Here is a 26769-nt window from a genome sequence, read left to right as displayed (position 1 = left end):
CGAGTGGGGGCGGAATGAGGGTGGAACTCCGGGCGGACAGCCGGGTGGGGAGCACCACCGTAGGTGCGGTGAACGGGCTCACCGCACGGTGGGCGGCGGCAGCGGCACCGGAAGGCACGGCGTTCTCTGCGGCCGGGGTCTGGCCCCTGCTGGCCTTCCTCGCGGACGGCGCGACCGGCGCCGCGCGGGCCGAGCTGGCCGGGGCGCTCGGCATGCCCGCGGACCAAGCGGCCGGCGCCGCACGGGAGTTGCTGGCCGGGCTGCAGACGGTGTCCGGACTGGACGCGGCGCTCGGCCTGTGGACGCACGAGATGCTGCAGCTGCGCGAGGAGTGGCGGGCCGGGCTGCCTGCCGGGACGTACGGGGTGTTCGGGGAGGACCTCGTCACCGCGCAGGAGCGGCTGGACGCCTGGGCGGCCGAACGCACCGGCGGGCTGGTCGAGCGCATGCCGGTGACGCTGACACGGGAAGCACGGATGGTGCTGGCCAGTGCGCTCACGCTGCGCACGGACTGGCGGCAGCCGTTCACCGAGACGGTGCTGCGCCCGGACTCCGGTCCCTGGCAGGGCCGTTCGCTGCTCGGGCTGCACCGCAGGAGCGTGCGGCCGGACCGGGTCGGCGTGACGAGCACGCCGGACGGCTTCGTGACGGCGCTGACGGTGCCCGGCGACAACGGCATCGACGTCCATCTGGTGCTCGGCGAGGAACGGATGACACCGGGTCAGGTGCTCACGGCCGGGGTCGGGGTCGTGGAGCGCACGCTCGCGGTCACCGGGGGCGGGCAGCTGCCGTTCGGGCATGTCGGCCCCGGCCTGCACGTGGAACAGCAGCCTGCCACCGCGCCGGAGCCGATCACGCTGGACGTGCGCACGGTGGCGTACGAGGTGCGCGCCGACCACGATCTGCTGGCCATGGCCGGACTCTTCGGGCTCACGGCGGCCACGGACGCCCGGGACGGCCACTTCCCCGGCATCAGCCCCTTCCCGCTCGCCATCGGGACGGCCCGCCAGTCGGCCCTCGCCCGGTTCGGCGCGCTCGGCTTCCGGGCGGCGGCGGTGACGGCGGTCATGCCAGTGCCCGCCGGCGCCGTCCCGCAGTACCGCTACGAGACGACGGTCGTGCGGGTGGCCTTCGACCGCCCCTTCGGCTTCCTCGCGGTCGACCGCGAGTCCCGGCTGGTGCTGATGGCGGGCTGGGTGACGGATCCGGTGCCGTATCCGGCCATGGGCCGTTAGGAGCGCTGTTCCCGCGGGACGTCCACGGCGGGGCCGAGGACACCCGCCGGCGGCGGGGTGGTCAGCGGGGCCGTGCGGGGGCGGGTCAGGGTGACGTACGCGGACACCGGCACGGCGATCGACAGGTCGAGGCGGGCCGCGTTGAAGTAGATCCAGTCGTTGTCCAGCAGGGCGGTGTCGACGACCAGTTCCCGTCGCCGCAGCCCGGGCAGATGCGCCGGCCGAAGCGCACGGTGTGGGCCGGTACGCCCAGCAGCCCCGCCACCGCGCGCCGCGCCCCCGCGCGAGTCGTCGTGAACGCCGCCGCGTCCCGTGGCGCGTGGAAGCGCCGCATGCGGGCCCGTTCCTGCTCGTCCAGCAGCACGAAGTCAGCCGGATCGGTCGCCTCGCCGAGCGGCCACCACCACACGTGGGCCGCACCGCTCTCCCGCAGCCGCGCCACCACCGCGCGTGCCGTCTCGGGTACGTACACCTCGCCGACGTCCGCCGCGTGGTCGATGTGCGCGGCGGCCGTGGCCGGTCGCGTGGACCGATTCCACCAACACGCCCTCGACCGAGGAAAACAGCAGCTCGTTCAACTGCGGCAGCACTTCGTTCACGGCGAAGGACTGTCGACCACACCACCATCCAGCCAGGCGATTTTCGGGCGAACTTTAGTGGTCGTAGGCGGTCGGTGCGCGCCTGACTGGCTGGCCGCGCATGAACCTGGCTCCACTCATCAGGCCCCCTTGGAATCGATCATCTAGGAAACGGGGAGGCGCTCTACCGGCGGACCGCCGAGATCAGTCCGCCGGGCCGCTCCTCGCGCTGCGGCGGGGTGCTGATCGGGCGGCCGTAGGCGGCAGCGCGCTCGCGCAGGGTGTGGCTGTCTGCCTCCCAGCCGTGCCCGGCCAGCCAGCCCACCGGGTCGTCGGGCATCTCCGAGACCCACATGGACGCCGCCGATCCCGGCGCGGCGTCCGCGCCGAAGCGCTCGATCACGCCGCGCGAGCCCAATGTCAGCCCCATCCGACTGCCTGCCGCCGACTGCGTGCTGATCCGGGCCAGCAGCAGCTCCACCGCGTCCTCGGGCAGATAGATCAGTAGTCCTTCAGCGATCCACGCGGTCGGCACAGCCGGGTCGTGCCCTGCGGCGGCCAGCGCGCCTGGCCAGTCCTCACGCAGATCCACCGCGACGGTGATCCGCTCGCAGCGTGCGACGGCCCGCTCCTGGCGCAGCACCGAAGCCTTGAAGTCCAGTGGCGCGGCGGTGTCGACCTCGAACAGCCGTGTGCCCTCGGGCCACTCCATCCGGAAGGCCCGGCTGTCCATGCCGGCGCCGAGCAGCACGACCTGCCGGACCCCGGACGCGGAGGCCTGCTGCAACAGGTCGTCGAGGAACTTCGTCCTGATGACGATGGAGAACGACACGGCCAGCCGGCGGCGTCGCGCGGCCTCGTCATCGGGCGGCGGTGAGGAGGGCCACAGGCCGCCGGCGGTGGCGAAGGCCTGTGCCAGTGGGTCGCGGAACAGCGCGTTCTCCCGCTCGGTCTCCAGCGCCCGCACCCTGGCCACCCCCACAGCCGTGGCCCACACTCCCGACGGCTGCACCCGCTCCTGCTCATCAGCCACCGCGCCAGCCTGTCATGCGCGCACCGGCCGCCTACGACCACTAGAACCACCATTAGGCGAAGATCAACACTCACCCTGCGTACGCGACCACACGAAGTGGACCAGAGCCCTTCTTCGACAGCGCTTGTTGACGAGTTCTGACGTCAGCGTCCGGCCCGGGGCAAGGTTCCAAGATCGCTTGACCTTGCCCCAGCGGGAAGGGCAACAGTGTCTCCATCGATCACATGAGCGGGCGGTGCGTGCTCGCCTGCCGGGCAGGACGAAGTGGGGAGTTCGCGTGACCGCGACTTGCGTCATTCTCGATATAGGCGGCGTGCTGGAGATCACGCCGAAAACTGGATGGGTGCGACGGTGGGAAGAGCGGCTGGAGCTGCCGCTGGGCACTGTCCATGAGCGGATGCGGGACGTGTGGCGGGCTGGAAGCATCGGGAGCATCAGCGAACGAGAGGTGCACGAGCAGGTGGCGGCGCGCTTGGGTCTCGACGCGCTCCAGGTTGAAGCCTTCATGGCTGATCTCTGGGCGGAATATCTGGGGACGCCGAACGCGGAACTCATCGCCTGTGTGCGAGGGCTGCGCGGAAGCTGCAGGCTGGGCATCCTGAGCAACAGCTTCGTTGGTGCCCGGGAGCGGGAGACGGCGCTGTACCACTTCGACGAACTGGTGGAGCAGATCGTCTACTCGCACGAGATCGGTGTCGGCAAGCCTGACCTGCGTGCCTTCGAGGCTGCTTGCGCCGGCTTGGACGTACGGCCGGAGAGCTGTCTCTTCATCGACGATGTCGCGGTCAACGTTGAGGCCGCTCAGGCGGCTGGCATGCAAGCGCATCTGTTCGAGGACAACGCCAGGACCATCACGCGCATCGCAGCTCATCTGGACGCCGGGCCCTTGGTTCCAGGGCGCGTCCCGCTCGGATGACGGCGGCCTGGCCGGTGGCTGCCGGCCAGGCGGTGGGGCAGGTTGGTCACCCGGCTTCGGCGTGCTCGGCCATCTCGTGGCGGATCGACGGCAGCCGCAGCAGGCGGCAGGCGGTGTCAATGGCGATGGCGACGGCCTGCTCGGTCAATCCTCGCCGGCGGGACGGGGGTCCACTATCAGCTCGTCGAGTGGGAGGCGAAGGTCCTCAACGTCCGCGATCCGGGCCACAGACGCGGCATCCGGCTCGCCCGATGATGCCGGGCCCCGGCGTCATCAGCCGCGGCGGGCTGCCCCGTCCGGCCAGACGACGTCGACGGGCAGCCCGGCGTCACGGGCTTCCAACACGGTGTCCGCCGTACCGCCGCCCTTGCCGGGCGGCGGTGTGCCGTCCCAGACGGCGACGAGCCGGTCAGCCCGCCGCAGCAGCGTGCGGTCGGCGTCCTCGTACGCCGCGCGGTTCGCCGTCTCGTTGTTGAGAACCAAGACCTCGGCTGCGGCTTCGGTGAGCCGGTCGAAGGTGTCCACGTGATCCGGCTTGACCTTGTTCTGCCGGTAGTCCAGTGAGGGGATGACGGCGACCAGGTGCCCGCCGAGTTCCAACACGACCTCCGCGAACAGCGAGTCCGACCCCTTCGCGATGCAGGAGACGCCGGTCAGGTCCGCGGCATACGGCTTCAGCGCCTCCCGCAGGGCCCGGCACCGCGAAGGTCGCCGTTGACGTCGAGACGAGGAGTAACCCCCACCTCGCACCTCCTCTCGGGCACCCCTCTCTTCGCCGGGTCCTGTGTGGAGAGGGTCGTCCCTGAAACCACTGCGCAGTCGACCGCGTGCGCCATTTATGGTCTCGGCATGCGGCGCACAGACATCACTCGGGACGACGGCACGTGGACGGGCCTGTCCCTGGAGGTACAGACACGCCGCCAACCAGGCCTGTGCCTGTTCAGTGCCGAGCGGCGGCTGCTTCTCGCCCAAATGTCGCGGCCCGTGCTCCTTGCCGCTGTCGACGAGGACCACTGCGGAGTTGAGTTCTGGCGGACTGACGCCTACCGCTCTCTCATCCCGCCGTTGCGAGCCGAGACGGGACGGACTTTGGCCGGCAACCTGGATCGTTGGGCGTACCGTTTCGTAGGGCATCTGCTCGATTCACCAGGCAGTCCTCTGCACGACGGCCGATGGCTGCTCTCGTGCGAGAGCCCGCTCCTGCGCTGGAACCACGGCCGCCGGCCGCAGGCCGAGTACTGGAACTCCATGCTCATCCAGGGCCATCCGGACGGATACATCGACTGGTTCATCCATTCCGGCTCGTGGGAGATCCTCCCGTTGCACTCGATGCCCGATGCGGGCGACGGCCGGGTCAAGGCGTACCGCAAGCAGGCCCGTGACGGAACGCTCCCGCCCGTCCTGTTGTGGTGGGTCAGCGGCTTGGACTGCCATCTGATTCTGGACGGTCACGCGCGACTGGCAGCAGCGATCGCGGAGTCGACCTCACCCTCGCTGCTGAGTCTGCACCGAACTGCACCGAGCGACGAGGTGGTCACAGGCACCGAACGGGCGGTGCACTCCTACGAGTCCGAACTGGCCCGCTTCGCCGAACTGCGCACCATTCACGGCGCCGCCGTTCCCGATGGTGCCGCCATCGCAGGCCCGTCCCTCGCCCACCGTCTCCGGGAACTGCACACGGCGCAACGGCCCACCTGGGCCTGGCCGCTGCCAGGCGGGGAAGTCCAGTGGCTCCGCATCGCACGTGAGGTGACTGCCAACCAGAAGTGGTCCGGAAACGGTTGGTCATCAGCGTGATCGATACCCGGGTGCGCAGGCTCTCGAAGTGGCGCTCAAGCAGTGTTCGCGCACATCGCGCAGGGCTGCGTTGTCAGTGGGTACTGCCAGGATGATGTGCATGACGATCAGGGAAGTGACATGTCACGGAGTCGCACAGCAGCGGATTGAGGACACCCTCCAGCGCGGGTTCCGCCGGGCCGTCGACCATTGCTCCGACATGCGCCACAACGGCCGGCCCCTGCGTCAGGGCCTGCGGGAAATGGGCGGCGACCTCCTCGACCTCGCCGCCGCCCGCACCCTTCAGGACCCCGCCCTCGAGACTCCGCAATCCCGCACCGTCCTGCTCACCGCAGCGGAGTGCGCTCTCGGGGAGCTGACTTTGGGCTGCTTCCCCCACGGCGACTTCCACGTCCCCCTCCCTCTCGTCGACGAGACGCTCAGCGACGCGGACATCTATTACCGGGAGTTCAGGGAACCGACCACCCCGGCGACCACGGCGCGGACCTGGATCAAGGCCTTCGCCCTGTGCGTGATCAGCGGCCTGATATGGGAGCGCAGCCGAGTGATCGGCCCGCTGCTGCACGAAGACTTTGCACCCGCCATCCGTGACGGAATCCCCTACTCGAAGCGGGAGTCGGTATCGGCACCCGCCGACCTCGCCGAAATGGACGCGCTGTGCGCATACCTGGCGGTCGTACAGGGGCAGTATCCCGGTGCGGTCCCCGGCCCGGTCCCGCTGGGCAAGCCGGACATCGAAGCTCGTGCGCGGGCGGCCGCGCAACTCGATGCGACTGGCGTGCTGACGCCGGATCAGCGGTTGCTGCAGGTCCTGCTCGATGACGACCAGGTTGCCTTCGAATCCGCCCTGGAAGAACGGCTCCTGGCGCACCGCGAGAACGTCGGCACCGACCCGGCCCCCCGGAGCCTGCTGCCCGTAGGTGCCGTTGCGATGGCCGCGATCGCCTCCCTCGCGCATGGCTGGCACCTGGGCATCCGGTCCGCCTACCTGCCCGAATCCGTGATGCGCGCCCCGCAGCAGTAACCGCCGGTGAGAAGACGCGCCGGAAATGTGCGGGCCCCCGACGCCAATCACGGCATCGGGGGCCCTGGGCAAGGAACGGTCACGCGGCGCTGTCCCCCGACACGTCCCCGTACAGGCTCTGCTCGACATCATGCGCGAGGATCCACGACACGTCGGCCGCCTGCTCCCGCACACCCTTGCCGGGGCCCCGGCCGCCGCCGTCCCGCAAGCCCAGTTGCACGCGTGTGGTGTGCGGGCGGCGCACCCCCTCGAACGGGCCAGCGCGGCGGCGACGCCGTCCCCGCCGGGTCCCGCCTCGGAGAGGCAGACGGCGAGTGCGACGCCGTCCTCGATGACCTGGTTGGCGCCCTGCCCGTGGTGGGGCGGCATCGGGTGGGCCGCGTCGCCCAGCAGCGTGGTGCGGGCGGTGCTCCAGCGCCGCAGCGGCTCGCGGTCGTACAGCGCCCAGCGCCGCACGTCCCGAGCCGCCTCGACGAGCCCCCGCACCTGCGGTGCCCAGCCTTCGAGCGCGGCGTCGAGGTCGGCGCACTCTGCTGCGCTGGTCCAGGACTCGGCGTGGCCCTCCGGTGCCGGGGCGACCACGCCGTAGGTGAACTGCCGCCCGCAGCTGAGGGGAAGAACGCCTGCCCACCGCGGTCGCGGTGGCGATGGCGCGCGTTCACCTCGTGCTTTGTCGTGTACAACCCTTCGTTCACCACGCGTGTCGTACGTCGCTGAAGCCTCGGTTCACTGACGGGAGCATGACCTTGCGCATACGTACCTTCGCCGTTGTGGTGGCTGCCGCCCTTGCCTGTGCGGAGCTGGGCGCTCCCGGTGCCGTTGCGGCGCCCTCCGGGCTGTGGGACGACTTCAACGGTGACGGGTATCGCGATCTGGCCATCGGCACGCCCAAGGCGAGCGGTGGCACGGTCACCGTCCTCTTCGGCTCGTCTTCCGGCGTCAGCCCCGCCCGGTCGGTGAACATCACCCAGAACACCCCGGGCGTTCCCGGGACCTCGGAGTCCGGGGACCAGTTCGGCGAGAGCGTCACCAGCGGTGACGTCGACGGCGACGGATACGCCGACCTGATCGTCGGCGCACCCTACGAGCAGATCACGGGTAAGGCGAACGGCTCGGTGACCATCATCTGGGGCGGAGCGAACCCGTTCACGTCCGGCGGCACCATGCTCACCGCCCCGAACGCCGAGGCCGTCGCGTTCGGGACGGGCGCCGCCTTCGCCGACCTCGACGGCGACGGCACCGGCAACCTGGTCGTCGTCGGCGCCAACACCTTCTGGTGGTACGCCGACGGGAAGCCCACCCAGGACGGCGCGCTGGCACCGGAGGCGGGGTTCCTGCCCGAGGGCGTACGCCTGGACGGGATCGTCGCCGGTCACTTCTCCGCCACCGACGGCAGCGACTTCGTCGTGCACGGCGGCCACGCGGACGGCACCGGCGCCACCCACGGTTACGTGGGCCTCCTACGCGGCGGTTCCGGCGACATCGGCTCCGGCTACACCGTGCTGGCCGACGGCACCGGAGCGGGCGGCACCGCCTGGGATCGAGCCGTCGCGGCGGGCGACATCAACGGCGACGGATACGACGACCTGGTCACCGGCAACTCGGAGATCGGTAAGGGCGGTTCCTTCACCGTGCGGTACGGCAAGGCCGCCGGACTGCCCGCCACGGGCACCCGGTACACCCAGGACAGCGCCGGTGTGCCGGGCATCGGCGAGGACTACGACGACTTCGGCGCCGCCGTCGCGGTGGGCGACGCGACCGGCGACGGCTACGCGGACATCGCGGTCGGCGCCCCGTACGAGGACGTGGACGGTCACCGAAACGTCGGCAACATCGATCTCTTCAAGGGCAGTTCGGCCGGACTGACCACGAGCGGGGCCCAGTCCTTCCACCAGGCCACGCCGGGCGTTCCGGGCGCCGCCGAGGCCGGCGACCACTTCGGCTCCTCGCTGCGGCTGGGCGACATCAACGGCAACGGCAGGGCGGACCTGGCGATCGGCGCGTTCGGCGAGGACGTGGTGCCCGGGGGGTACGACGACGGGGCGGCGTGGGTGCTGCGCGGCACGACCTCGGGCCTGACGACGTCGTACGCAACCGCCTTCAACGCGACGGACTTCGGCTATCCGGTGGTCGAGGGCCGCAAGTTCGCGGATGTCTTCGCCCACTGACCACACCAGTTCACACCGATTGTCTTGAGTACCACCAGGAGAAGCGACAACGATGCGTAACAAGATCCTTTCCGCGACGGTGATCTGCGCTGCGACCCTGCTGGGCGTTACCGCGCCCACCGCCGCACAGGCCACCGACGCCGCCGCGCCGCAGGGAGACTTCAACGGCGACGGCTACCCGGACCTGGCGGTGGGCGTGCCCTCCGGGCAGGTCGGCGACAAGGCCAAGGCCGGCTATGTGAACGTCGTGTGGGGTGGCCCGGACGGACCGGGCAAGTACGGCTCCGTACGGATCAGCCAGGCCACGAGCGGAGTGCCGGGCACCCCCGAGGCGGGTGATCTCTTCGGCTCCGCGGTCACCGCCGCGGACGTCGACGGCGACCGCTACGCCGACCTGGTCGTGGGCGCCTCCAGCGAGTCGCTCTCCGCCGACAAGACCGCCGAACACGGCACCGTCACCGTGCTGCGCGGCTCCGCCTCCGGCTTCACCAACGGTGGCTACACGGTCGCGCAAGGTGCGAGCGGGCTCTCCCGGATCGGCGCGGTGATCGCCGCCGGGGACGTGACCGGCGACGGCCGCACCGACCTGGTTCTCAGCCGCAGCGGCGAGGAGCACGGCGGCGCTGTGCTGCGTCCCGGCCCGCTCACCGCCGACTCCCCGGACACACTGAGCGGGGAGATCGCCGGGGCGGACTTCGGCGGCGTGAGCGCCCTGACCACCGGCGACTTCGACGGCGACGGTGACGACGACCTCGCGGTCTCGATCAAGGCGACGGAGAGCAGATTCGTCCGGATCTACCGCTGGCAGGACGGCGCCCCGGTGCAGCTGTGGAGCACCACGGCCTCCGCCGCCTCCCTCGCCGCCGCCGACTTCGACGCGGACGGCACGGACGACCTGGCACTCGGCTCCTGCTACCCGAACTACGAGGCCGACGCTCCGGACTGCGCGGACTACTCCACGGGGCGTGCCGAGGTGTTCAAGGGCGGGCTGGTGAAGGTGGCGTACGGCTCGAAGTCCGACGGCTTCGGCGCCCGCACCCAGGAGATCCAGCAGGACACTCCGGGCATCGCCGGCACCGCCGAGCCCGAGGACCGCCTCGGCGCAGCGCTCGCCGCGGGCGACATCGACGGCGACGGCTACGCCGACCTCGCCATCGGCGACGCGTACGAGGCGGTCGGCTCGCAGCAGAACGCGGGCACGGTGGTCCTCGTCCACGGCACCGCCACCGGCCTGCTGTCCTCCGGCGGTACGGCGACGAGCGTCGGCTTCACCCAGAACAGCAGCGGCGTCCCGGGCACCGCGGAGACGAGCGACCGGTTCGGCGCATCGGTCCGCCTTCAGGACTACGACGCCGACGGCTACGCGGACCTCGCGACAGGCGCTCCCGGCGAGAACTCCGCCCAGGGCGGCGTCTGGCTCCTCCCGGGCACCGCGCAGGGCACGACGGCGACGGGTTCCAGGGCTCTGACGCCGAAGAGCCTGGGGCTGCCTTCGTCGACGAGCGCCCTGGAGTACGGGCTGGTGATCGGGCGCGGCTAGGGAGTTCCCACGCTGCCCGGCAGTGATCACGATGGACGCCCTGACGAGGCCACACTCCCAGGGCCCCCGGCGCCGGTGACGGCATCGGGGGCCCTGGGGTGGTGGGTCCGTCGGGTGCGGGTCAGGCGGCGTTGTCGCCGGACATCTCGTCGTGCAGGCTCTGCTCGACGTCGTGCGCGAGGATCCAGGACACGTCGGCCGCCTGCTCCCGCACACCCTTGCCGGGGCCGCGTCCGCCGCCGTCCCGCGAGCCCAGTTGCACACGGGTGGTGTGCGGGCGGCGCACCGCCTCGTAACGGGCCAGCGCGGCGGCGATCCCGTCGCCGCCGGGCCCCGCCTCGGCGAGGCAGACGGCGAGCGCGAGGCCGTCCTCCACGGCCTGGTTGGCGCCCTGCCCGTGGTGCGGCAGCATCGGGTGGTCCGCGTCGCCGAGCAGCGTGGTGCGGGCGGTGCTCCAGCGCCGCAGCGGCGCCCGATCGCGCCGGCCGACGATCTCCACGTCGATCAGCCGCACGGCAGCCCTGTTACCGGCCCCAGTCCGCCTGCCCGCCCACATGCCTTCAGGCATCGGGCTCCTCCGGGTCCAGGGACTCCTCCAGCATGAACTGGTCCATGACGGCATCGAGGGCGGCCTCGTCCAGCGTCGGTACCGTCCAGCCCGAAGCATCCATGTGCCGCAGGAACTCGTCCGGAAGCTCCGTGTGGTATCTGACGAGGTAGTAGGCGAGGCTGCTCGGCCAGACCCACACTCCGTCGGTACGGATCGAGTACTGGCAGATCCTCTTGATGTCCGAAAGGGGTCCTCGACCTGGACCGGGAGGGGAAGGCGGCCCTGGTCACGTGCTCCACCGTCAACTTCGAGCTGCGGTCGGCGGCCCGGCGGGGTACTTCGCGTCGCGGTCGCGGATGACGAACTTGGCCTTGGTGCTGGCGTCTTCCAGGTCCATGGCCATGTTCTTGATCGCCTGGGTGACCCAGGCCGCGGCCGGGTGCGCGGTGGTGCCCAGGATGCGGACGCGGCGGGTGGCGTGCTCGATGGCGGCGAGGACGTACAGGCGCTGCCCGGTCAACGTGACGGTCTCGAAGAAGTCCATCGCGAGGAGGGCGGGCCTGGGAGCGCAGGAAGTCGGCCCAGGTGGTTCCGCTGCGTTCCGGCACGGGATCGATGCCCTCCTGCCGGAGGATCTCCCAGACGGTGGAGGCAGCGATTTTGATGCCGAGGGTGGCGAGCTCTCCGTGCACGCGCCGATAGCCCCACGACAGGTTCTCGCGCACCAGACGCAGGACCAGTTGTCGGATGGAGCGAGCGGTGGGCGGCCGTCCGGGCCGCTTCGGGCGGGAGGCGTTCGCGTGATGCCGCTTGGCCAGGTCGCGGTGCCAGCGCAGCACGGTGTCCCGGCGGACCAGCAGGCGGAGGCGGCGCAGCACCTTGCGGGGCAGCGGGGCCAGGAGGGTCGCAAGGAAAGCGCGGTCCCCGGGGGCGAACGTTGCCTTCCGCGGCCCGAGTTGCCGCTCGAGGACACCGAGCTGGTGGCGAAGCGCCAGGATCTCCACGTCCTTCTCCCGGTCGCTCATCGGTAGCAGGCGCAGGGTCGGCTTCGCGACCAAGCCGCAGCTCGCCGGCAGATGATCGAGCGTGCACTGGACGCCGGGTCCCGGCCGCATGGGCGGCCGGCGACGAGGTCTACGGCGACAACCCCCACCTGCGTGCCGTCCTGGAAAGGCGGCAACTCGGCTACGTGCTGGCCGGGGTGCGTGGGGTGGTGACGGGCAGGGCCAGCTGCCCCAGTACTACGCCGCCCATCCCCGCTGGACCGTGGAAGAGGTCTTCCAGAGTTCAAAAACCCTGGCCGGACTGGACGAGCACCAGGTCCGCCTCTGGAACTCCTGGCACCGCTGGGTCACCCTCGCCCTGCTCGCCCACGCCTTCCTCGCCGTCACCGCCGCCCTCGAACGACAAGGCCAGGCCCCCGCCGACGACGGAACCAGCCCCGACGGACTGATCCCGCTCACCTGCAACGAGATCCAACGCCTGCTCACCGCCCTGCTCCCACAGCCCGCCCGAGACCTCGCACACCGACTGCACTTGTCCCTCTGGCGACGACGCCACCAAGCCAGAGCCTGCCGCAGCCACTACCGCCGCCAAGCCGCCCTGCAACCATGAAGATCGCATCTCAGGCTGGAGTATTAACCAGCTGAGGGCGTGCCGCTAAAGCCCGCCTTATTTTATGCTGGCCGACAGTGGGCCTCGTGTAGAACGGGTCCATGCGGAGAAAAGTGCAGTCGTCGACTCCAACCGAAGGTGGGCCCGGACGTACTTATGTGTTCATCGCCGTGATCGTGCGCGGGTTCTTGCGTCTTGTCGCGCGGAGGGAATGGAATGGCGGGGTGCCCGCCATCTCCCCTGTCAGGGCGGATATATCACAGTGATCAACCACACGTCATATGTGGATCCACTCGTCTATGGGCATTTCCAGTACAAGAACGGCTTGCCGCCCAGATTCCTGATCAAGTCCTCGCTCTTCAGCTTGCCGGTGATCGGTGCCGTCCTGCGGGCCATCGGTCAGATCCCTGTGGAGCGCAACAGCCACCGAGCGGCGGACGCGCTGCACGCCGCGGCCGAAGCGCTCGAACGCGGGCAGTGCGTGGCCATCTACCCGGAGGGGACCCTCACCACCGACCCCGATCTGTGGCCGGGGCGGCCCAAGACCGGCGCGGCCAGGCTGGCGTTGACCACCGGAGCGCCGGTCGTCCCGGTGGCGCAGTGGGGTTCACACAAGATCGTTCCTCCTTATGGCAACGGCGATCGGCGCCTGCTGCCGCGCCCCACGCTGGTCGTCGCGGCGGGCCCTCCCGTCGACCTGTCCGACCTCTACGGCGCCGAACTCACGGTGCCGGTGCTGCGCCAGGCCAGCGAACGGATCATGGAAGCGGTGACGGCGCTGCTGGAGGAGATTCGAGAGGAGAGGCGGCCGACTCGGGGGGACTGATTCCTTTTCAGCATTGCGGCTTCATGGTGAGGACGGTTGCGGTTGACGACATTCGTTGGGGCTGCAGCGGGCCTTGAGGGAGAGCCAAAATGCTCCTGCGGATCGCCGCCCACGCGATCTCCACCTACACCCGCCCCGGCGGCCTGGTCCTCGACCCCATGTGCGGCATCGGCACCACCCTCGTCGAAGCCATCCACCTCGGCCGCAGCGCCCTCGGCGTCGAATACGAACCGAAGTGGGCCGAACTCGTCCGCCTCAACGCCGCTGCCGCAACCCACGAAGGCGGCACCGGCACCGGCGCCGTCGCATCTACGGCAACGGGGCACTGTGACAGCGTCCGGTCTGGAGGTGCTGTTCGCGCCGCGTGAGCGGGGCAAGGGCACCATGCCCACCGCGACAACCTACGCATACCACTTCAAAAAGGCGCTCAAGGACGCGGCCATCGTCAAGCCGGACGGGAGCCCGAAATGCACACCGCATGGCCTGCGTCAGTTCTTCGCCTCCACCGCCCACGCCGCAGGCATCCCGATCCACGAGGTCTCTCGTCGGCTCGGCCATGAGTCGATCAAGACTACGGTCGACGTGTACGGGATCTCGTCCCCGCCTCATGGGACCGCTGCCGGACCGTCATGCAGGCTGCCCTCCGTCCGGATTCACCTACGCTGTAGCAGTTCAGGCATCATCGTGGTGACGGGAGCGTGCTGACTGTTCCGGGCCTCGGCCACTCGCTACTCGGCGAGTTTCGCGAACTCGCCGAAACGGGCACGCAGCCGCAGATCAGCGACCGGCCGCTCGCGTTCCAGCGAGGCGTTCGCCCGGTGTCGGAGTGAATGCCCGCCAATCCGACCCGGGAGGCCGTCGGGTGGCCAGGGGCGAGTGTGTGAGGCCTCTGGAAGCTGCCGCACGCGATGGCCACGTAGCCGGCGCTGCGGCCAAGGCTCAAACGCAACGGTGTTGGCCCAAGGGGCCGTGCTCGCTCCGCGTCCTGGTTCGATCCGGCGTCACGTGATCAAACCGGCCCAACGCGACTCTCCCCGGCACCCCGGCAAGGCTCATCAGTAGACAGCGTCTACGGCTAGGATGTAGACACTGTCTATGGAACGTGAGAACTCCCTCCGGGATCGGCTGATCGATGTCGGGGTGGACCTTGTGATGACCGAGGGAACGGGCTCGTTGGGGCTTCGGGAGTCGCCCGTCGGGCCGGGGTGTCGCATGGAGCGCCGCGCCGGTACTTCCCGACTCACCACGCCCTGCTGCCCGCCATCGCCCGCCGAGGTCTCACGGACCTCAAGGACCGGTTCACCGCTGTGACAGCTGGCATTCCGTCAGCGCGCGGCCAATTGGAGGCGCTCGGCAAGGCGTACGTCGGGTACGCGCTGGAATGCCGTGGCATGTTCGAGCTCCTGCTCCGGCACGATCTGCTCGACAGCGAACGGCACGCGTCGGACCAGCCTCGGCTGCGGGAGCTGACCCTTCCGCTCTTCGGGATCATCGTCGAACTCGTCGCCCGGCACCGCGAGGAGGAGAGGGGGGCGCTCTGCCTCGGCACGACGAGGGACATGCCCCCGCCAGCCGTCTCGGCCGGGCTGCTCTGGTCCAATCTGCACGGCATCGCCCAACTGTGGGCCTGGGGCAGCCTGCCACTCGCTCTCGACACCGCCGGGACCGGCGGCGCGCCCGCGAGCGGTGTGCTCGACGCGCTCGTCGCTGCCGCTATGGACACCCACCTTGGACTGGTGAACCCTTGACCGCGACCGTACGGCAGCGCCTCGCACTCGTGGTCAGCGTCGCCGGCGCGATGATCGTCGCACTCGACGGAACCGTGCTGACCGTGGCGCAGCCTGGGCTGCAACGCGACTTCGGCGCCAGCGTCGCGCAGGTCCAGTGGACCAGCACCGGCTACATGCTCGCGGTGGCCGCGCTCCTCGTCATCGCCGGACGCCTCGGCGACCGGTACGGGCACCCGCGGCTGCTGCTCCTCGGCGTACTGGGCTTCGGGGCCACCTCGGGCGGCATCGTGCTCGCGCCCGGAGTCGGCTGGGTGATCGGACTCCGCGCCCTGCAGGGCGTGTTCGGCGCGCTCCTGCAACCGGCGACGCTCGCCCTGCTGAGACTCGCCTACCCGGCGGACAGGCTCAACACGCCGGTCGCCATCCGCACCAGCTCGATCGGGGTCGCCGCGGCCACCGGTCCGGTCCTCGGCGGCTTCCTCGTCACCCATCTCGGCTGGCGTGCGGTGTTCATGGTGAACGTGCCGATCGCGATGGTGATCGCGATCGTCGTCCTCTTCGTTCGGGTTCCGGCGCCGTCCGGCAGCGAACGCCAGCGGCTCGATCTGCTGGGCTCGGCCCTGCTCGCGGCCGCGCTCACGGTCATGGTCCACACCCTCGTCGCCATTCCCCGCGGCGGGTGGAGCTCGGCGCCGACGCTCCTGGGGTTCCTCGCCACCGCGGGGCTTGCGGTCGCGCTCGTCGTGCACGAACGCCGCACCACGAACCCGATCGTGCCCCCTGTCGTGCTACGGGCCGTACCAGTGACGGCGTCCATGGTGATCCTGCTCCTCACCACCAGCGGCATGTTCGGTGCCCTGTTCGTGGGCACGTTCTCCCTCCAGGACGTCCTCGGGCTCGACCCGTTCGCCGCCGGACTGCGGGTCCTTCCGATGACCGTGCTGATGGTCTTCGGCGCCCCTGCCGCCGCCGGGGCGTTGCGCCGGTACGGCGCACGCCGCTGCGCGATCGCGGGTACGCTCCTCGTCGCCCTCGGTATCGTGGGACTGGTCCGGATCGGATCGGCGGGCACGTGGTGGATCACCGGTCTCGCCTTCGCCGTGCTCGGCGCGGGGTTCGCCACCGTGATGGTCACCGCCACCGGCACCGTCGTCGGCGATGCGCCTGCCGGCTACGCCGGGGTCGTCGGCGGACTCAAGCAGACCGCGATGAACATCGGCCCGACCCTCGGTATCACCGTCGCCGCAACCATGATGGTGGTGAAGCCCTCCCGCGGCGGGGCACCCGCCACGGCCGCGAGCCCGGCCGTCGCCCTCGGACTGGGGCACACCCTGCTCGTTCTGGCCGCGATCGCCGCCCTCGCCACGCTGCCGGGGTGGCTGCTCCCCTCGAGAGCGTCCCGCGATACGGAAGTACCGGGCTGATCCGGGTGGTTGCACAACGCAGATCGCCCGGCCCGGGTAATCCGGGCCGGGCGACCGCAGGGCGGTTTGGGTGATCTGCTTCGGCCAAGCGCCTGATGATAAGTCAGCGACCGGTCCGGCGGGAACGGATCACCTCGATAGGCACCGGCGAGAACGAGACGACCATGATCAGGGCGATCGCCGGGAGCATGTAGGAGTCGATGCTGCCCTTGAGCGAGTCGCCGAGTCGGTAGCCGAGCAGGACGATCACCACCGTCCACACGGTTCCGCCGATCACGTTCCACACGAAGAAGGTGCCCCCCCCGCACGCCGAGGATTCCGGCGACGGGGTTGAGGAAGGTGCGCACGACGGGCACGAAGCGGGCGAGCACGATGGCCTTCCCCGCGCCGTACCGGGTGAAGTACGCCTCCGCCTGCGCGACACGCGCCTGCTTGAACATCCGCGAGTTGGGGCGTGCGAACAGCTTCGGTCCGAGCCGCGCGCCCATCAGGTGACCGAGTTGTGCGCCGCAGACCGCGGCCACGGGCGTCCCGATCAGCAGCGCGGGCAGCGAGAGGTGGAAGCCGGGGCGGCCGAAGACCTCTGCGGCCGCTCCTGAGGCACCGACCCCGGCGAGGAAGAGCAGCGAGTCGCCGGGCAGGAAAAAGCCGACCAGCAGTCCGGTCTCGACGAAGATGATGGCCAGGATGCCCATGAGTCCGAACGCCGTGATCACCGACTGGGCGTCCAGCACGTTTACAGCAAGGTCCATGTGGACCCCCCCAATGAATGTTGGTGTGGGTGTCGGTGCCGCCCCTGTTCGGCGGCACCGGGTGGATATGAGTGGTGTGTGGCCGCCTCGGTCGACCGAGGCGGCCGCGTCGGTGAGCAGGCCTCCGGTGGGAAGCGGCCGATGGGCACGTGGCCGATGAGTACGGGGCCGATGAGTACGCGGCCGGTGGGCGCCGGTCCGCTAGCCCGCGCGGCCGCGCGCTTCCCACTCGCCTACCCTCCGGATCAGATGCCCACCGAGCTCGTCGGCCTCTTCCGGCACGTGGAGTCGAACGCCACGCTCTACCGGCGAATGCTGGGGCCGACCGGTACGGCACGGTTCGTCAACCGTCTCCGGGACCTGCTCGCCGACGAGGTCGCGGCACAGATGGACGAAGCGGATGCCCGGCTGGCAGGCGCGCTGCCGAACGACCTGCGCGCGCACTATCTCGGCGGCGCCTTCGTCGGCCTGATCACCCGATGCCTGACGAGGCCGGACCGGCTGTCCGCCGAGGCCGCGGCGACCGCGGCGTGGGAGGGGCTGCGGAGCGTCTCCTGAAGTCGCCGCCCCGGACCGCCTCGTCGGCCAGCGCGTGCGCAGCCCGCATGCCCTCCTCCACCGCCCGCACCGCGTTAAGGCCGCGGGCGTCGGCTGCGCCGCCCGCTGATCGGTGCGCGACGCCCGCCGCGGTCAGCACCGGACGCAGCGCGGCCACCGGTGACTGCCCCGCCGCGACCACCACCGAGTCGGCCGGGACGAGCCGCTCCGCCCCGTCGGCCTCCCACAGCAGGACCCCCTGCGTCAGCACGGCCAGGTACCGCACGCCGGTCAGCCACTGGGCCCCGTACCGGCGGAGCTCGGCCAGTACGGCCCACCGCGTACTGCGGCCCATGCCTTCACCTATCCGTCCCGAGCGGCGCAGGAGGCATACTTCGTGGGCGGAAGACGCGCTCCAGCGCCTACGCCTCCCCTGTGGGCCGCTCGCCCAGGCTGAGCGGCGCGGAGGTGTCGGCGAAGAACGGCGGGGCGACCACGCTCAGCCCGCCGTCCACCGCCACGGTCTGGCCCGTGATGTACTCGGCGCCCGGCGAGAGCAGGAAGGCGATGGTGTCGGCCACCTCCTGGACCGAGCCTGGCCGTCCCTTCGGGATGCGCTCGAGCACCGTGGCCATGTCTGCCATCCCCGGCACGCCATAGAAGTACTCCAGGGAGTCGGAGTCGATCAGGCCGCCGTTGACGGCGTTCACATTGATGCCGTACGGGGCGAACTCCAGGGCCATGCACCGGACCCAGGACTCGATGGCGGCTTTCATCGAGCCGAGGGCGGCATACGTCGGGTAGGCGCGGATGCTGCCGTAGCTCGACAGGGCCACGATCCGCCCGCCGGAGTCCATCAGCCGGACCGCCTGCTGCGCCCCGAGCACGAACGGCCGCAGGTTCATGGCGTAGGTACGGTCAAGGTGGTGCGGCTCCAGGTCGAGGATGTTCTTGAAGGCGCCGGCTGCGGCATTGGAGACGAAGTGGTCGAGCCGCCCGAACTCGTTTTTCACCGTGGCGAAGAGGCTCTCCACGCCCTCCACCGTCTCGACGTCGGCCTGTACCGCTAGGCCGCGGCCGCCTGCCTCCTCCAGTTCGGCCACGGTCTTCTCGGCGCCGGTTGATCACGTCCTTGACCCGGCCGGTGATCCGGACGTAGCCATCGGAATCGATGACGGCAAGGTCCCCGGTGCGGTACCAGCCGTCGGTCGTCCAGGCTTCGGCCGTCAGGTCGGGACGGTCCAGGTAGCCCACGAAACTGGTGGGGGACTGGACCTCGAAGTTGCCCTCGCGCCCGGCCGGCAGCGTCCGTCCCGTGTCGTCGGTCACCCTGAGCCCGACCCCGGGCATGGCCCGGCCGTCGGTGCCCCACACCTTCTCGGGTGGGTCGTTCGGCGCGGAGAGCGACCCCAGGCAGGTCTCCGTGGTGCCGAACGCGCCGCAGACCTTGGTGCCGAGGACGGCGGTGGCCCGCTCGGCCAGGCTCCGCGGCAGCGCGGCTCCGGCCACGACGACCGTCTGCAGCGTCTCCGGGGCCCGGCGCCCCGCCTCGACCTCCTTGAGCAGGTCGGCCAGGAACGGCGTCGCCGCCTGGACGAAGGTGGCGCCGTGCTTGACGGCCGCCTGCAGGGCGGTACGCGGGTTCCAGTGCGCCTGGACCAACTGGGGCACCCCAAGGGTGACAGCCAACCACATCCCGTAGAGGAAACCCGTCTGGTGTGCCAGCGGGGACGGGATGAAGACCACGTCGCGGTCGTCCAGTCGGAGCCGTTCGGCCTGCAGCCGGACGGCATGGCCGAGGGTGTCGTGCCGGTGCAGGACACCCTTCGGCTCACCGGTGGTCCCAGAGGTGAAGAGCAACTGCGCCAGGGCGTCGGGGGCCGGCTGCCGGGCGGCGAGCGCCACGGTGTCGACGCGCGTGGCGGCGGTCGCGGCGCCCCAGTCGGACCAGGTCAGTCCCTCGCCGTCGGCGGGGAGTTCCACCGCTCCCCCGTCTGCCGAAACGACGGCCACATGGCGGACCTGGGCCCGGCCGGCCGGGTCCTCGGCGAACCAGGACGCGGTTTCCCGGCGGTGGTCCCGGTTCCTGAAGCTGTCCGCGATCAGCAGCACGCGCGCGCCGGAGCGGCGCAGCGCGAAGGCCATCTCCCGCTGCCGGAGGATGGGCATGAGCGGGCAGCAGACGGCGCCGATTCGCAGTGCGGCGAGCGAGACCTCCACGAACTCGGCCCAGTTCGGGAGTTGGTACGCCACCGCTTCGCCGGGTTGTTCATCGAGGACACCGTCTTCCGCGTGCTCGACGGTGAGGTCGAACTCTTCACGCACCGCAGGATCAGCGACAAGCCAGTGACCCGCTTCGAGGCAGTCGCCCGCGCCAGGAGACAGCGGCGCATGTCCAGCGCCTACCGGTTGCGTCCAGCGTCTCCCGGAGCCAATCCGCCCAAGGTTTCGTGGGACCTCACACTCTTGGGAGAGCTGCGACGCCGGTGACAGCCGGGCAGCCGCCGCTCGCGGCGGCCGCGCCTTCGCGGTGGCAGCAGCACGAAGGTGCCATGACCAGTCTCGGAAGATCGCGATCATGCCGTCTATGCCCAGGTCTACTGGGGCAGCGCCGCCTACGTGCGTGTGGGTGAGGTGGGCGTTGATCGGGCGGTAGCGGCTTTGACATGCGTCGTGTCGCCGCATGTCACGATGTGGGCGCGCGACTGGTGGTCATGCTGGATCGACGCTGGATCCTGTGCCGACTTCGGCGATCACTGCAGGTGACAGCCGAGTCGTCGATGTTCCGGTTCGAATGCCGGAATCCAGCCACGGGTACGCCAAGGGGCCGACCCGAAATCGAGCCGACCCCGCCTGACCTGCGAACTTGCTAATCCGCCGGATCCGCGCTAATGCGTGGCCTATACATTGAACCGGAACTCCACCACGTCCCCGTCCTGCATCACGTACTCCTTGCCCTCCATGCGGGCCCTGCCCTTGGCGCGGGCCTCGGCGACCGAGCCCGTTTCCACCAGGTCGGCGAAGGAGATGACCTCGGCCTTGATGAAGCCCTTCTGGAAGTCGGTGTGGATCACACCGGCGGCTTCGGGGGCCGTGGCGCCCTTCTTGATCGTCCAGGCGCGGGACTCCTTGGGACCGGCCGTCAGATAGGTCTGCAGGCCGAGGGTGTGGAAGCCGACGCGGGCGAGGGTGGCCAGGCCCGGCTCGTGCTGGCCGACGGACTCCAGCAGCTCCAGGGCCTCCTCCTCGTCCAGCTCGGCGAGGTCGGCCTCCAGCTTGGCGTTCAGGAAGATCGCCTCGGCCGGGGCGACCAGGGTGCGCTGCTCGTTCTTGAAGTCCTCGTCGACCAGCTCGTCCTCGTCGACGTTGAAGACGTAGAGGAAGGGCTTCGTCGTGAGCAGGTGCAGGTCGTGGAGGAGTTCGTTGCGCTCGGTGCCCTGGACGATGCCGTGCGCGAAGAGCGTGTCGCCCTTCTCCAGGATCTCCTTGGCCTCCTCGACGGCCTTGACCTTGGGCGCGACGTCCTTCTTGATCCGCGACTCCTTCTGAAGGCGCGGCAGGACCTTCTCGATGGTCTGGAGGTCGGCGAGGATCAGCTCGGTGTTGATCGTCTCGATGTCCTCCTTGGGCGAGACCCGGCCGTCGACGTGCACGACGTTCTCGTCCTTGAAGGCGCGGATGACCTGGCAGATCGCGTCGGACTCGCGGATGTGCGCGAGGAACTTGTTGCCCAGGCCCTCGCCCTCGGAGGCGCCGCGCACGATGCCGGCGATGTCGACGAAGTCGACCGTGGCCGGAAGGATGCGCTCGGAACCGAAGATCGAGGCCAGCTTGGCCAGGCGGGCGTCGGGGACGCCGACCACGCCGACGTTCGGCTCGATCGTGGCGAACGGGTAGTTGGCCGCCAGCACGTCGTTCTTGGTCAGGGCGTTGAACAGGGTCGACTTGCCGACATTCGGCAGGCCGACGATTCCGATCGTGAGCGACACGTTGCGACTTCCCGTAGATGAGAGGGGCCAGGGGCTGCCAGGGGCCAGAGACACTGGCCGATCCACCAGTCTACGGCGTCGTCGGCGGCGGCCTCACTGGAGCGTCGAACGCCCGGCCAAGCTCTCCTCATCGGCGTGTCTGAGGGGCGATTCGGCACATTAACCGACCTAGGTTGGTCCAGTGGAGTATCACAGGACGCGACCCCCGAACGACGGACCACGCCGCGGCACACCGCACGCGCCGCTGCCGCCGCAGGCCCGGCGGCCGGCCGGTGAGCGCAGGCCCGCGCCGGGTGCGCAGCGGGGGGCGCGGCCGGTACGGACCGCCCGGCCGGTGCCCCCCGGTCAGGTGCCGGGCCCCCGGCTCACCGGGCTCGGCGGGGGGCTGTTCTGCACGGTCGTGATGTTCCTGCTCGGCTTACTGGACCAGCTGCTGTTCGGTGCGTCACTGACGCTGTACGGGGTGCTGTTCCTGCCGGTGTGCGTGCTGACCGCCCTGTGGGTGCGCGGCAGTGATCTGCTCACCGCGCCCGTCGTCGTACCGATCGCCTTCGCCGTGGGTCTCTTCCCCGCCGTCGACGGCAGCGGGGGCCTGCTCGGCCGGCTGGTGGGGCTGGCCACCGGGCTCGCCACGCAGGCGGGCTGGCTGTACGGGGGGACGCTGGTCGCGGGAGTGATCGTGCTCGTACGCCGGGTGCTGAGGGTACGGGCCCGCAGGCGCCGCACCTGAGCATCGCCCCGTTATCCCGCGTGGTCGTGCGCCGCGCGCATCGCCGCTCCGACGATCCCCGCGTTGTTCTGCAGCTGGGCGGGCACGATCTCGGCCTTGACGCCTTCGATGAGGTGCAGGAATTTGTCCGCCTTGCGGCTCACCCCGCCGCCGAGGATGAACAGCTCGGGCGAGAAGAGCATCTCGACGTGCGCGAGGTACTTCTGCACGCGGCGGGCCCAGCGCTCCCAGCTCAGCTCGCCGTCCTCCTTGGCCTTGCTGGAGGCCCGCTTCTCGGCGTCGTGGCCGTTCAGCTCCAGGTGGCCCAGTTCGGTGTTGGGCACGAGGGCACCGTCCATGAAGACGGCGCTGCCGATGCCGGTGCCGAAGGTGAGCAGGATGACCGTGCCCTTGCGGCCCTGGCCGGCGCCGAACTGCATCTCGGCGACGCCCGCCGCGTCCGCGTCGTTGACCACGGTCACCGGCAGCCCGCCCAGCCGGGCGGTGAACAGGGCGCGCGCGTCCGTGTCGATCCAGCTCTCGTCGACGTTGGCCGCCGTGCGCACCGTGGCGCCGCCGGTGACCACTCCGGGGAAGGTGAGGCCCACCGGGCCCGTCCAGCCGAAGTGGTCGACGACCTGCTTCACCCCGTCGGCCACGCCCTCGGGTGTCGCCGGGTGCGGGGTGAGCACTTTGCACCGCTCCTGGGCCAGGTCGCCCTTGTCCAGGTCCACGGGAGCGCCCTTGATCCCGGATCCGCCGATGTCCACGCCGAAGATCTGCATGGCCCCACGTTACGACGGACGACTGACAGTCACGTCCCGGACGTCCGTGCGGTCACGCGTCCGACGTACCCGATCCGCCGCGCTCGGCGACCAGGGCCGCCGCCTCGTCGCGCAGGTCGCGGCGGAGTTCCTTGGGCAGTGAGAAGGTGATCGACTCCTCGGCCGCCTTGACGATCTCGACGTCGCCGTAGCCCCGCGCGGAGAGCCACTGCAGGACCTCCTCGACCAGGACCTCCGGGACGGAGGCGCCGGAGGTGACACCGACCGTGGTGACGCCCTCCAGCCAGGCCTCGTCGATCTCGTCGGCGAAGTCCACCAGGTAGGCCGCGCGGGAGCCGGCGAGCTTGGCGACCTCGACCAGCCGCTTGGAGTTGGAGGAGTTGCGCGAGCCGACCACGATGACCAGCTCGGCCTCGGCGCCCATCTGCTTCACGGCGAGCTGACGGTTCTGCGTGGCGTAGCAGATGTCGTCGCTGGGCGGGGAGACGAGCCCCGGGAACTTCGTCTTCAGGGCGTCGACGGTCTCCATGGTCTCGTCCACGGAAAGGGTGGTCTGGGACAGCCAGACGACCTTCGACTCGTCGCGGACCGTGACCTTGGCGACGTCCTCGGGGCCGTCGACCAGCTGGATGTGGTCGGGGGCCTCGCCGGAGGTGCCGATGACCTCCTCGTGGCCCTCGTGGCCGATCAGGAGGATGTCGTAGTCCTCCTTGGCGTACCGGACGGCTTCCTTGTGGACCTTGGTGACCAGCGGGCAGGTCGCGTCGATGGTGGCGAGGCGGCCCTGCCTGGCTTCGTCGTGCACGACCGGGGCGACGCCGTGCGCCGAGAACATCACGATGTTGCCCGGCGGCACCTCCTCCGTCCGCTCGACGAAGATGGCGCCCTTCTTCTCCAGGGTCTGCACGACGTACTTGTTGTGGACGATCTCGTGCCGGACGTAGATCGGGGCCCCGTACTGTTCCAGGGCCTTCTCGACGGCGATCACGGCGCGGTCCACACCGGCGCAGTAGCCCCGGGGGGCGGCGAGCAGGACACGGCGGCCAGGCGAAGCGGTCATGGGACCCATCGTAAGGGTGCGTTCGACGGGCCGGAGATCGCGTGCCCGTCCCCTTCAGGGGAAAACCGGTCCCCATGTCCGACACCGGCACGGCGGTACCCGGTTGTGTGTCGCCCGCAGCCGCAGGACGGCCCCCAGGGCAGCGGCGGCACGGCTGCCCGCAGCTGCGCAGGATGTCAGTACCGGCCACTACGCTCGCCGCATGGCTGTGAACACGTCGCCCGAAGCGCCGCTCCCCGTCGGTGAGGTCTCGCGGCTGATCGGGGGCTGGATCGATCGGCTCGGGGCTGTGTGGGTCGAGGGGCAGATCACGCAGTTGTCGCGGCGGCCGGGTGCCGGGGTCGTGTTCCTGACCCTGCGGGATCCCTCGTACGACATCTCCGTCAGCGTGACCTGCTACCGGCAGGTGTTCGACGCGGTCGCCGACATCGTCGGCGAGGGCGCCCGCGTCGTCGTCCTGGCGAAACCGGAGTGGTACGCACCGCGCGGGCAGCTGTCCCTGCGGGCCGCCGAGATAAGGCCCGTCGGCGTCGGCGAGCTGCTGGCCCGGCTGGAGCAGCTGAAGAAGGCGCTCGCGGCCGAGGGGCTGTTCGCGCCGGAGCGCAAGAAGCCGCTGCCCTTCCTGCCGCAGCTGATCGGGCTGGTCTGCGGCCGCGCCTCCGCCGCGGAGCGGGACGTGCTGGAGAACGCCCGCCACCGCTGGCCCGCCGTCCGCTTCGAGGTGCGCAACGTCCCCGTGCAGGGCGTGCACGCCGTCCCGCAGGTCGTGCAGGCCGTGAAGGAGCTGGACGCGATCGGGGACGTGGACGTGATCATCGTCGCGCGGGGCGGCGGCAGCGTGGAGGACCTGCTGCCGTTCTCCGACGAGCAGCTCGTACGGGCGGTGGCGGAGTGCCGTACGCCCGTCGTGTCCGCCATCGGGCACGAGCCGGACAACCCGCTGCTCGACCACGTCGCCGACCTGCGCGCCTCCACGCCGACCGACGCGGCCAAGAAGGTCGTACCGGACGTCGGCGAGGAGTTCGAGCGGGTGCGGATGCTGCGGGACCGGGCCCGGCGGTGCGTGGAGGCGTTCGTGGACCGGGAGCAGCGGGGGCTGGCACACGCCCTGGCGCGGCCCTCGATAGAGGATCCGCACCGGATGATCGACGAGCGCGCCGACCACGTGGCCTCCCTGCTGGACCGCGGCCGGCGCACCCTCGGCCACCTCCTGGACCGCGCCGACTCGGAGCTGACGCACACGCACGCGCGCGTGGTGGCCCTCTCCCCCGCCGCCACGCTCAAGCGCGGCTACGCGGTGCTGCAGAGGGCCGACGGCCATGTGGTGCGCGATCCGGAGGAGGTCGCGGAGGGCGAGGTGCTGCGGGCACGGGTCGCCGAGGGTGAGTTCACGGTACGTGTCGATGTCTGATGTCTAGGGTGGGTGGATGACCAGCAAGGTGGATGAGGCGCTCTCGTACGAGCAGGCGCGGGACGAGTTGATCGAGGTCGTGCGGCGGCTGGAGACGGGCGGCACGACGCTGGAGGAGTCCCTGGCGCTGTGGGAGCGCGGCGAAGAGCTGGCCAAGGTGTGCCGGCGCTGGCTGGAGGGCGCACGGGCCCGGCTGGACGCGGCGCTCGCCGAGGAAGAGGCCCAGGAGGAGGGCGAGTAGGCAAGAGCGGGGTGCTGTGAAGCGGATCACCGCACCCCGATTTTCGTTGAACGTTGAACTTTGCTTGCGTAAGGTCGTGCACGTCAGCCGGTCGCACCCCGGACCGGACGCGCACCCGAGGAAGTCACGCATGTCTCTCGCCCTTGACCCCGCCGCCCAGGACCTGCTGTTCCGCGAGGCCCGTACCGCGAACACCTTCACCGACGAGCCGGTGACCGAGGAGCAGGTCCAGGCGATCTACGACCTGGTCAAGTACGGCCCCACCGCCTTCAACCAGAGCCCGCTGCGCATCACCCTGGTCCGCTCCGCCGAAGCCCGCGAGCGCCTGGTGCAGCACATGGCCGAGGGCAACCGGGCCAAGACCGCCACCGCCCCGCTGGTCGCGATCCTCTCCGCGGACAACGAGTTCCACGAGGAGCTGCCGGCCCTCTTCCCGCACTTCCCGCAGGCCAAGGACGTGTTCTTCAGCGAGCGCCCGGCCCGTGAGGGCGCCGCCGCGCTGAACGCCGCCCTGCAGGCCGCGTACTTCATCATCGGCGTCCGCGCCGCCGGCCTCGCGGCCGGCCCGATGACCGGCCTCGACTTCGAGGGCGTCCGCAAGGAGTTCCTGGACGGCGACCACACCCCGCTGATGGTCGTCAACATCGGCCGGCCGGGCCCGGACGCCTGGTTCCCGCGCTCGCCGCGCCTGGCGTACGAGGACGTCGTCACGACCGTCTGAGCCGCCCGGACGCACAGGAGGCCCCCAGCAGCGTCTTCCGTTCTAGTGGTCGTCGCAACACCCCAGCTCAGGGGATGCGATGGACTTCGAGATTCGGGATGAGCGGAAGCCTCAGGGGCCCCGCAGGTT

The 26769-nt window shown here is 70.4% G+C and carries 26 protein-coding genes and 6 pseudogenes; 17 read left to right on the top strand and 15 right to left on the bottom strand.

What is annotated here, in order from left to right; translation table 11 throughout:
- Positions 1-14 precede the first annotated feature (14 nt).
- Positions 15-1235 (top strand): serpin family protein, encoded by a 1221-nt coding sequence (locus ACWC5O_RS09305; RefSeq protein ID WP_450581070.1) that lies wholly within the window; start codon positions 15-17, stop codon positions 1233-1235.
- Between the two features lie 762 nt (positions 1236-1997).
- Here ACWC5O_RS09305 and ACWC5O_RS09300 read toward each other — a convergent pair.
- The gene (locus ACWC5O_RS09300; RefSeq protein WP_450581106.1) at positions 1998-2810 is read right to left on the bottom strand and encodes a class I SAM-dependent methyltransferase; all 813 of its coding nucleotides are present in this window, start codon (positions 2808-2810) and stop codon (positions 1998-2000) included.
- A gap of 313 nt (positions 2811-3123) precedes the next feature.
- Between ACWC5O_RS09300 and ACWC5O_RS09295 the strand changes: the two genes are divergently transcribed.
- A complete protein-coding gene (locus tag ACWC5O_RS09295) occupies positions 3124-3762 on the top strand; it encodes an HAD family hydrolase (protein WP_450581071.1) in 639 nt (212 codons plus the stop codon).
- 55 nt (positions 3763-3817) lie between these two features.
- On the opposite strand, the pseudogene ACWC5O_RS09290 reads toward ACWC5O_RS09295, so the two are convergent.
- Together ACWC5O_RS09290 and ACWC5O_RS09285 are read right to left on the bottom strand one after the other, a co-directional pair.
- Positions 3818-3910: pseudogene (locus tag ACWC5O_RS09290) on the bottom strand (IS21-like element helper ATPase IstB); the annotation flags it as partial.
- Positions 3911-4035: 125 nt separating this feature from the next.
- A complete protein-coding gene (locus ACWC5O_RS09285; protein ID WP_450581072.1) occupies positions 4036-4512 on the bottom strand; it encodes a hypothetical protein in 477 nt (158 codons plus the stop codon).
- A 36-nt stretch (positions 4513-4548) separates the two neighbouring features.
- Here ACWC5O_RS09285 and ACWC5O_RS09280 point away from each other — a divergent pair, with 36 nt between their 5' ends.
- Positions 4549-5559 (top strand): hypothetical protein, encoded by a 1011-nt coding sequence (locus ACWC5O_RS09280; protein ID WP_450581073.1) that lies wholly within the window; start codon positions 4549-4551, stop codon positions 5557-5559.
- 28 nt (positions 5560-5587) lie between these two features.
- Positions 5588-6583 (top strand): immunity 49 family protein, encoded by a 996-nt coding sequence (locus ACWC5O_RS09275; RefSeq protein ID WP_450581074.1) that lies wholly within the window; start codon positions 5588-5590, stop codon positions 6581-6583.
- A gap of 79 nt (positions 6584-6662) precedes the next feature.
- Here the strand turns inward: ACWC5O_RS09275 and ACWC5O_RS09270 are convergent, their stop codons facing one another.
- Positions 6663-6803, bottom strand: coding sequence for a hypothetical protein (locus ACWC5O_RS09270; protein ID WP_450581075.1), 141 nt, complete (start codon positions 6801-6803; stop codon positions 6663-6665).
- A 131-nt stretch (positions 6804-6934) separates the two neighbouring features.
- Positions 6935-7165: pseudogene (locus ACWC5O_RS09265) on the bottom strand (FAD-dependent monooxygenase); the annotation flags it as partial.
- Between the two features lie 164 nt (positions 7166-7329).
- Here ACWC5O_RS09265 and ACWC5O_RS09260 point away from each other — a divergent pair.
- Complete coding sequence (locus tag ACWC5O_RS09260; RefSeq protein ID WP_450581076.1) at positions 7330-8751, top strand: FG-GAP-like repeat-containing protein; 1422 nt, start codon at positions 7330-7332, stop codon at positions 8749-8751.
- 52 nt (positions 8752-8803) lie between these two features.
- Complete coding sequence (locus ACWC5O_RS09255) at positions 8804-10291, top strand: FG-GAP and VCBS repeat-containing protein (protein ID WP_450581077.1); 1488 nt, start codon at positions 8804-8806, stop codon at positions 10289-10291.
- A gap of 121 nt (positions 10292-10412) precedes the next feature.
- On the opposite strand, the gene ACWC5O_RS09250 is transcribed toward ACWC5O_RS09255, so the two are convergent.
- The 3 genes and pseudogenes from ACWC5O_RS09250 to ACWC5O_RS09240 form a co-directional block, all read right to left on the bottom strand.
- Positions 10413-10805, bottom strand: a complete 393-nt coding sequence (locus ACWC5O_RS09250; protein ID WP_450581078.1) for an FAD-dependent monooxygenase — start codon at positions 10803-10805, stop codon at positions 10413-10415.
- Positions 10806-10851: 46 nt separating this feature from the next.
- Positions 10852-11040: a hypothetical protein gene (locus ACWC5O_RS09245; RefSeq protein ID WP_450581079.1), complete on the bottom strand. Its 189-nt coding sequence runs from the start codon at positions 11038-11040 to the stop codon at positions 10852-10854.
- Between the two features lie 132 nt (positions 11041-11172).
- Positions 11173-11866 (bottom strand): annotated as a pseudogene (locus ACWC5O_RS09240) (integrase); the annotation flags it as partial.
- Positions 11867-11888: 22 nt separating this feature from the next.
- Between ACWC5O_RS09240 and ACWC5O_RS09235 the strand changes: the two are divergent.
- From ACWC5O_RS09235 to ACWC5O_RS09210, 6 genes and pseudogenes are all read left to right on the top strand, one after another.
- Positions 11889-12455, top strand: a pseudogene (locus ACWC5O_RS09235) (hypothetical protein); the annotation flags it as partial.
- Between the two features lie 64 nt (positions 12456-12519).
- Positions 12520-13281, top strand: coding sequence for a lysophospholipid acyltransferase family protein (locus tag ACWC5O_RS09230; protein ID WP_450780946.1), 762 nt, complete (start codon positions 12520-12522; stop codon positions 13279-13281).
- 89 nt (positions 13282-13370) lie between these two features.
- The gene (locus tag ACWC5O_RS09225; RefSeq protein WP_450581081.1) at positions 13371-13649 is read left to right on the top strand and encodes a DNA methyltransferase; all 279 of its coding nucleotides are present in this window, start codon (positions 13371-13373) and stop codon (positions 13647-13649) included.
- 16 nt (positions 13650-13665) lie between these two features.
- Positions 13666-13986, top strand: coding sequence for a tyrosine-type recombinase/integrase (locus ACWC5O_RS09220; protein ID WP_450581107.1), 321 nt, complete (start codon positions 13666-13668; stop codon positions 13984-13986).
- Positions 13987-14376: 390 nt separating this feature from the next.
- Positions 14377-15029, top strand: a pseudogene (locus ACWC5O_RS09215) (TetR/AcrR family transcriptional regulator).
- On the top strand, positions 15026-16435 hold the full coding sequence (locus ACWC5O_RS09210; protein ID WP_450581082.1) for an MFS transporter: 1410 nt from the start codon (positions 15026-15028) through the stop codon (positions 16433-16435). Before ACWC5O_RS09215 ends, ACWC5O_RS09210 begins: the two are co-directional and overlap by 4 nt.
- A 103-nt stretch (positions 16436-16538) precedes the next feature.
- Here the strand turns inward: ACWC5O_RS09210 and ACWC5O_RS09205 are convergent, their stop codons facing one another.
- Positions 16539-16712 (bottom strand): hypothetical protein, encoded by a 174-nt coding sequence (locus tag ACWC5O_RS09205; protein ID WP_450581083.1) that lies wholly within the window; start codon positions 16710-16712, stop codon positions 16539-16541.
- A 724-nt stretch (positions 16713-17436) separates the two neighbouring features.
- Here ACWC5O_RS09205 and ACWC5O_RS09200 point away from each other — a divergent pair.
- Positions 17437-17745, top strand: a complete 309-nt coding sequence (locus tag ACWC5O_RS09200) for a TetR-like C-terminal domain-containing protein (protein WP_450581084.1) — start codon at positions 17437-17439, stop codon at positions 17743-17745.
- On the opposite strand, the gene ACWC5O_RS09195 is transcribed toward ACWC5O_RS09200, so the two are convergent.
- The 4 genes and pseudogenes from ACWC5O_RS09195 to ychF form a co-directional block, all read right to left on the bottom strand.
- A complete protein-coding gene (locus tag ACWC5O_RS09195; protein ID WP_450780944.1) occupies positions 17660-18079 on the bottom strand; it encodes a hypothetical protein in 420 nt (139 codons plus the stop codon). The two genes, ACWC5O_RS09200 and ACWC5O_RS09195, sit on opposite strands and share 86 nt — an antisense overlap.
- Before the next feature lie 67 nt (positions 18080-18146).
- Entirely contained in the window at positions 18147-18827 is a 681-nt protein-coding gene (locus ACWC5O_RS09190) for an SDR family oxidoreductase (protein WP_450581085.1), read from the bottom strand.
- 151 nt (positions 18828-18978) lie between these two features.
- Positions 18979-20304: pseudogene (locus ACWC5O_RS09185) on the bottom strand (AMP-binding protein); the annotation flags it as partial.
- Between the two features lie 320 nt (positions 20305-20624).
- Positions 20625-21713 (bottom strand): redox-regulated ATPase YchF, encoded by a 1089-nt coding sequence (ychF, locus tag ACWC5O_RS09180; RefSeq protein WP_450581086.1) that lies wholly within the window; start codon positions 21711-21713, stop codon positions 20625-20627.
- A 181-nt stretch (positions 21714-21894) separates the two neighbouring features.
- On the opposite strand from ychF, the gene ACWC5O_RS09175 reads away from it, so the two are divergent.
- Positions 21895-22443: a DUF6542 domain-containing protein gene (locus ACWC5O_RS09175; RefSeq protein ID WP_450581087.1), complete on the top strand. Its 549-nt coding sequence runs from the start codon at positions 21895-21897 to the stop codon at positions 22441-22443.
- An 11-nt stretch (positions 22444-22454) separates the two neighbouring features.
- Here ACWC5O_RS09175 and ppgK read toward each other — a convergent pair whose 3' ends face one another.
- Both ppgK and ACWC5O_RS09165 read right to left on the bottom strand, forming a co-directional pair.
- Positions 22455-23207: a polyphosphate--glucose phosphotransferase gene (gene ppgK / locus ACWC5O_RS09170; RefSeq protein WP_450581088.1), complete on the bottom strand. Its 753-nt coding sequence runs from the start codon at positions 23205-23207 to the stop codon at positions 22455-22457.
- Positions 23208-23259: 52 nt separating this feature from the next.
- The gene (locus tag ACWC5O_RS09165; protein ID WP_450581089.1) at positions 23260-24276 is read right to left on the bottom strand and encodes a 4-hydroxy-3-methylbut-2-enyl diphosphate reductase; all 1017 of its coding nucleotides are present in this window, start codon (positions 24274-24276) and stop codon (positions 23260-23262) included.
- A gap of 193 nt (positions 24277-24469) precedes the next feature.
- Between ACWC5O_RS09165 and xseA the strand changes: the two genes are divergently transcribed.
- From xseA to ACWC5O_RS09150, 3 genes are all read left to right on the top strand, one after another.
- Entirely contained in the window at positions 24470-25678 is a 1209-nt protein-coding gene (gene xseA, locus ACWC5O_RS09160) for an exodeoxyribonuclease VII large subunit (RefSeq protein WP_450581090.1), read from the top strand.
- A gap of 16 nt (positions 25679-25694) precedes the next feature.
- On the top strand, positions 25695-25919 hold the full coding sequence (locus ACWC5O_RS09155) for an exodeoxyribonuclease VII small subunit (RefSeq protein ID WP_450581091.1): 225 nt from the start codon (positions 25695-25697) through the stop codon (positions 25917-25919).
- 130 nt (positions 25920-26049) lie between these two features.
- Positions 26050-26640 carry a malonic semialdehyde reductase gene (locus tag ACWC5O_RS09150; RefSeq protein WP_450581092.1) on the top strand — a complete coding sequence of 197 codons (591 nt, stop codon included), beginning with the start codon at positions 26050-26052 and terminating at the stop codon, positions 26638-26640.
- The last annotated feature ends 129 nt before the right edge of the window (positions 26641-26769 follow it).

Source organism: Streptomyces sp. NPDC001450 (genome assembly GCF_053597295.1).
Note: the sequence above shows the minus strand (reverse complement) of the source record. Positions and strands in the feature narration are given on the sequence as shown.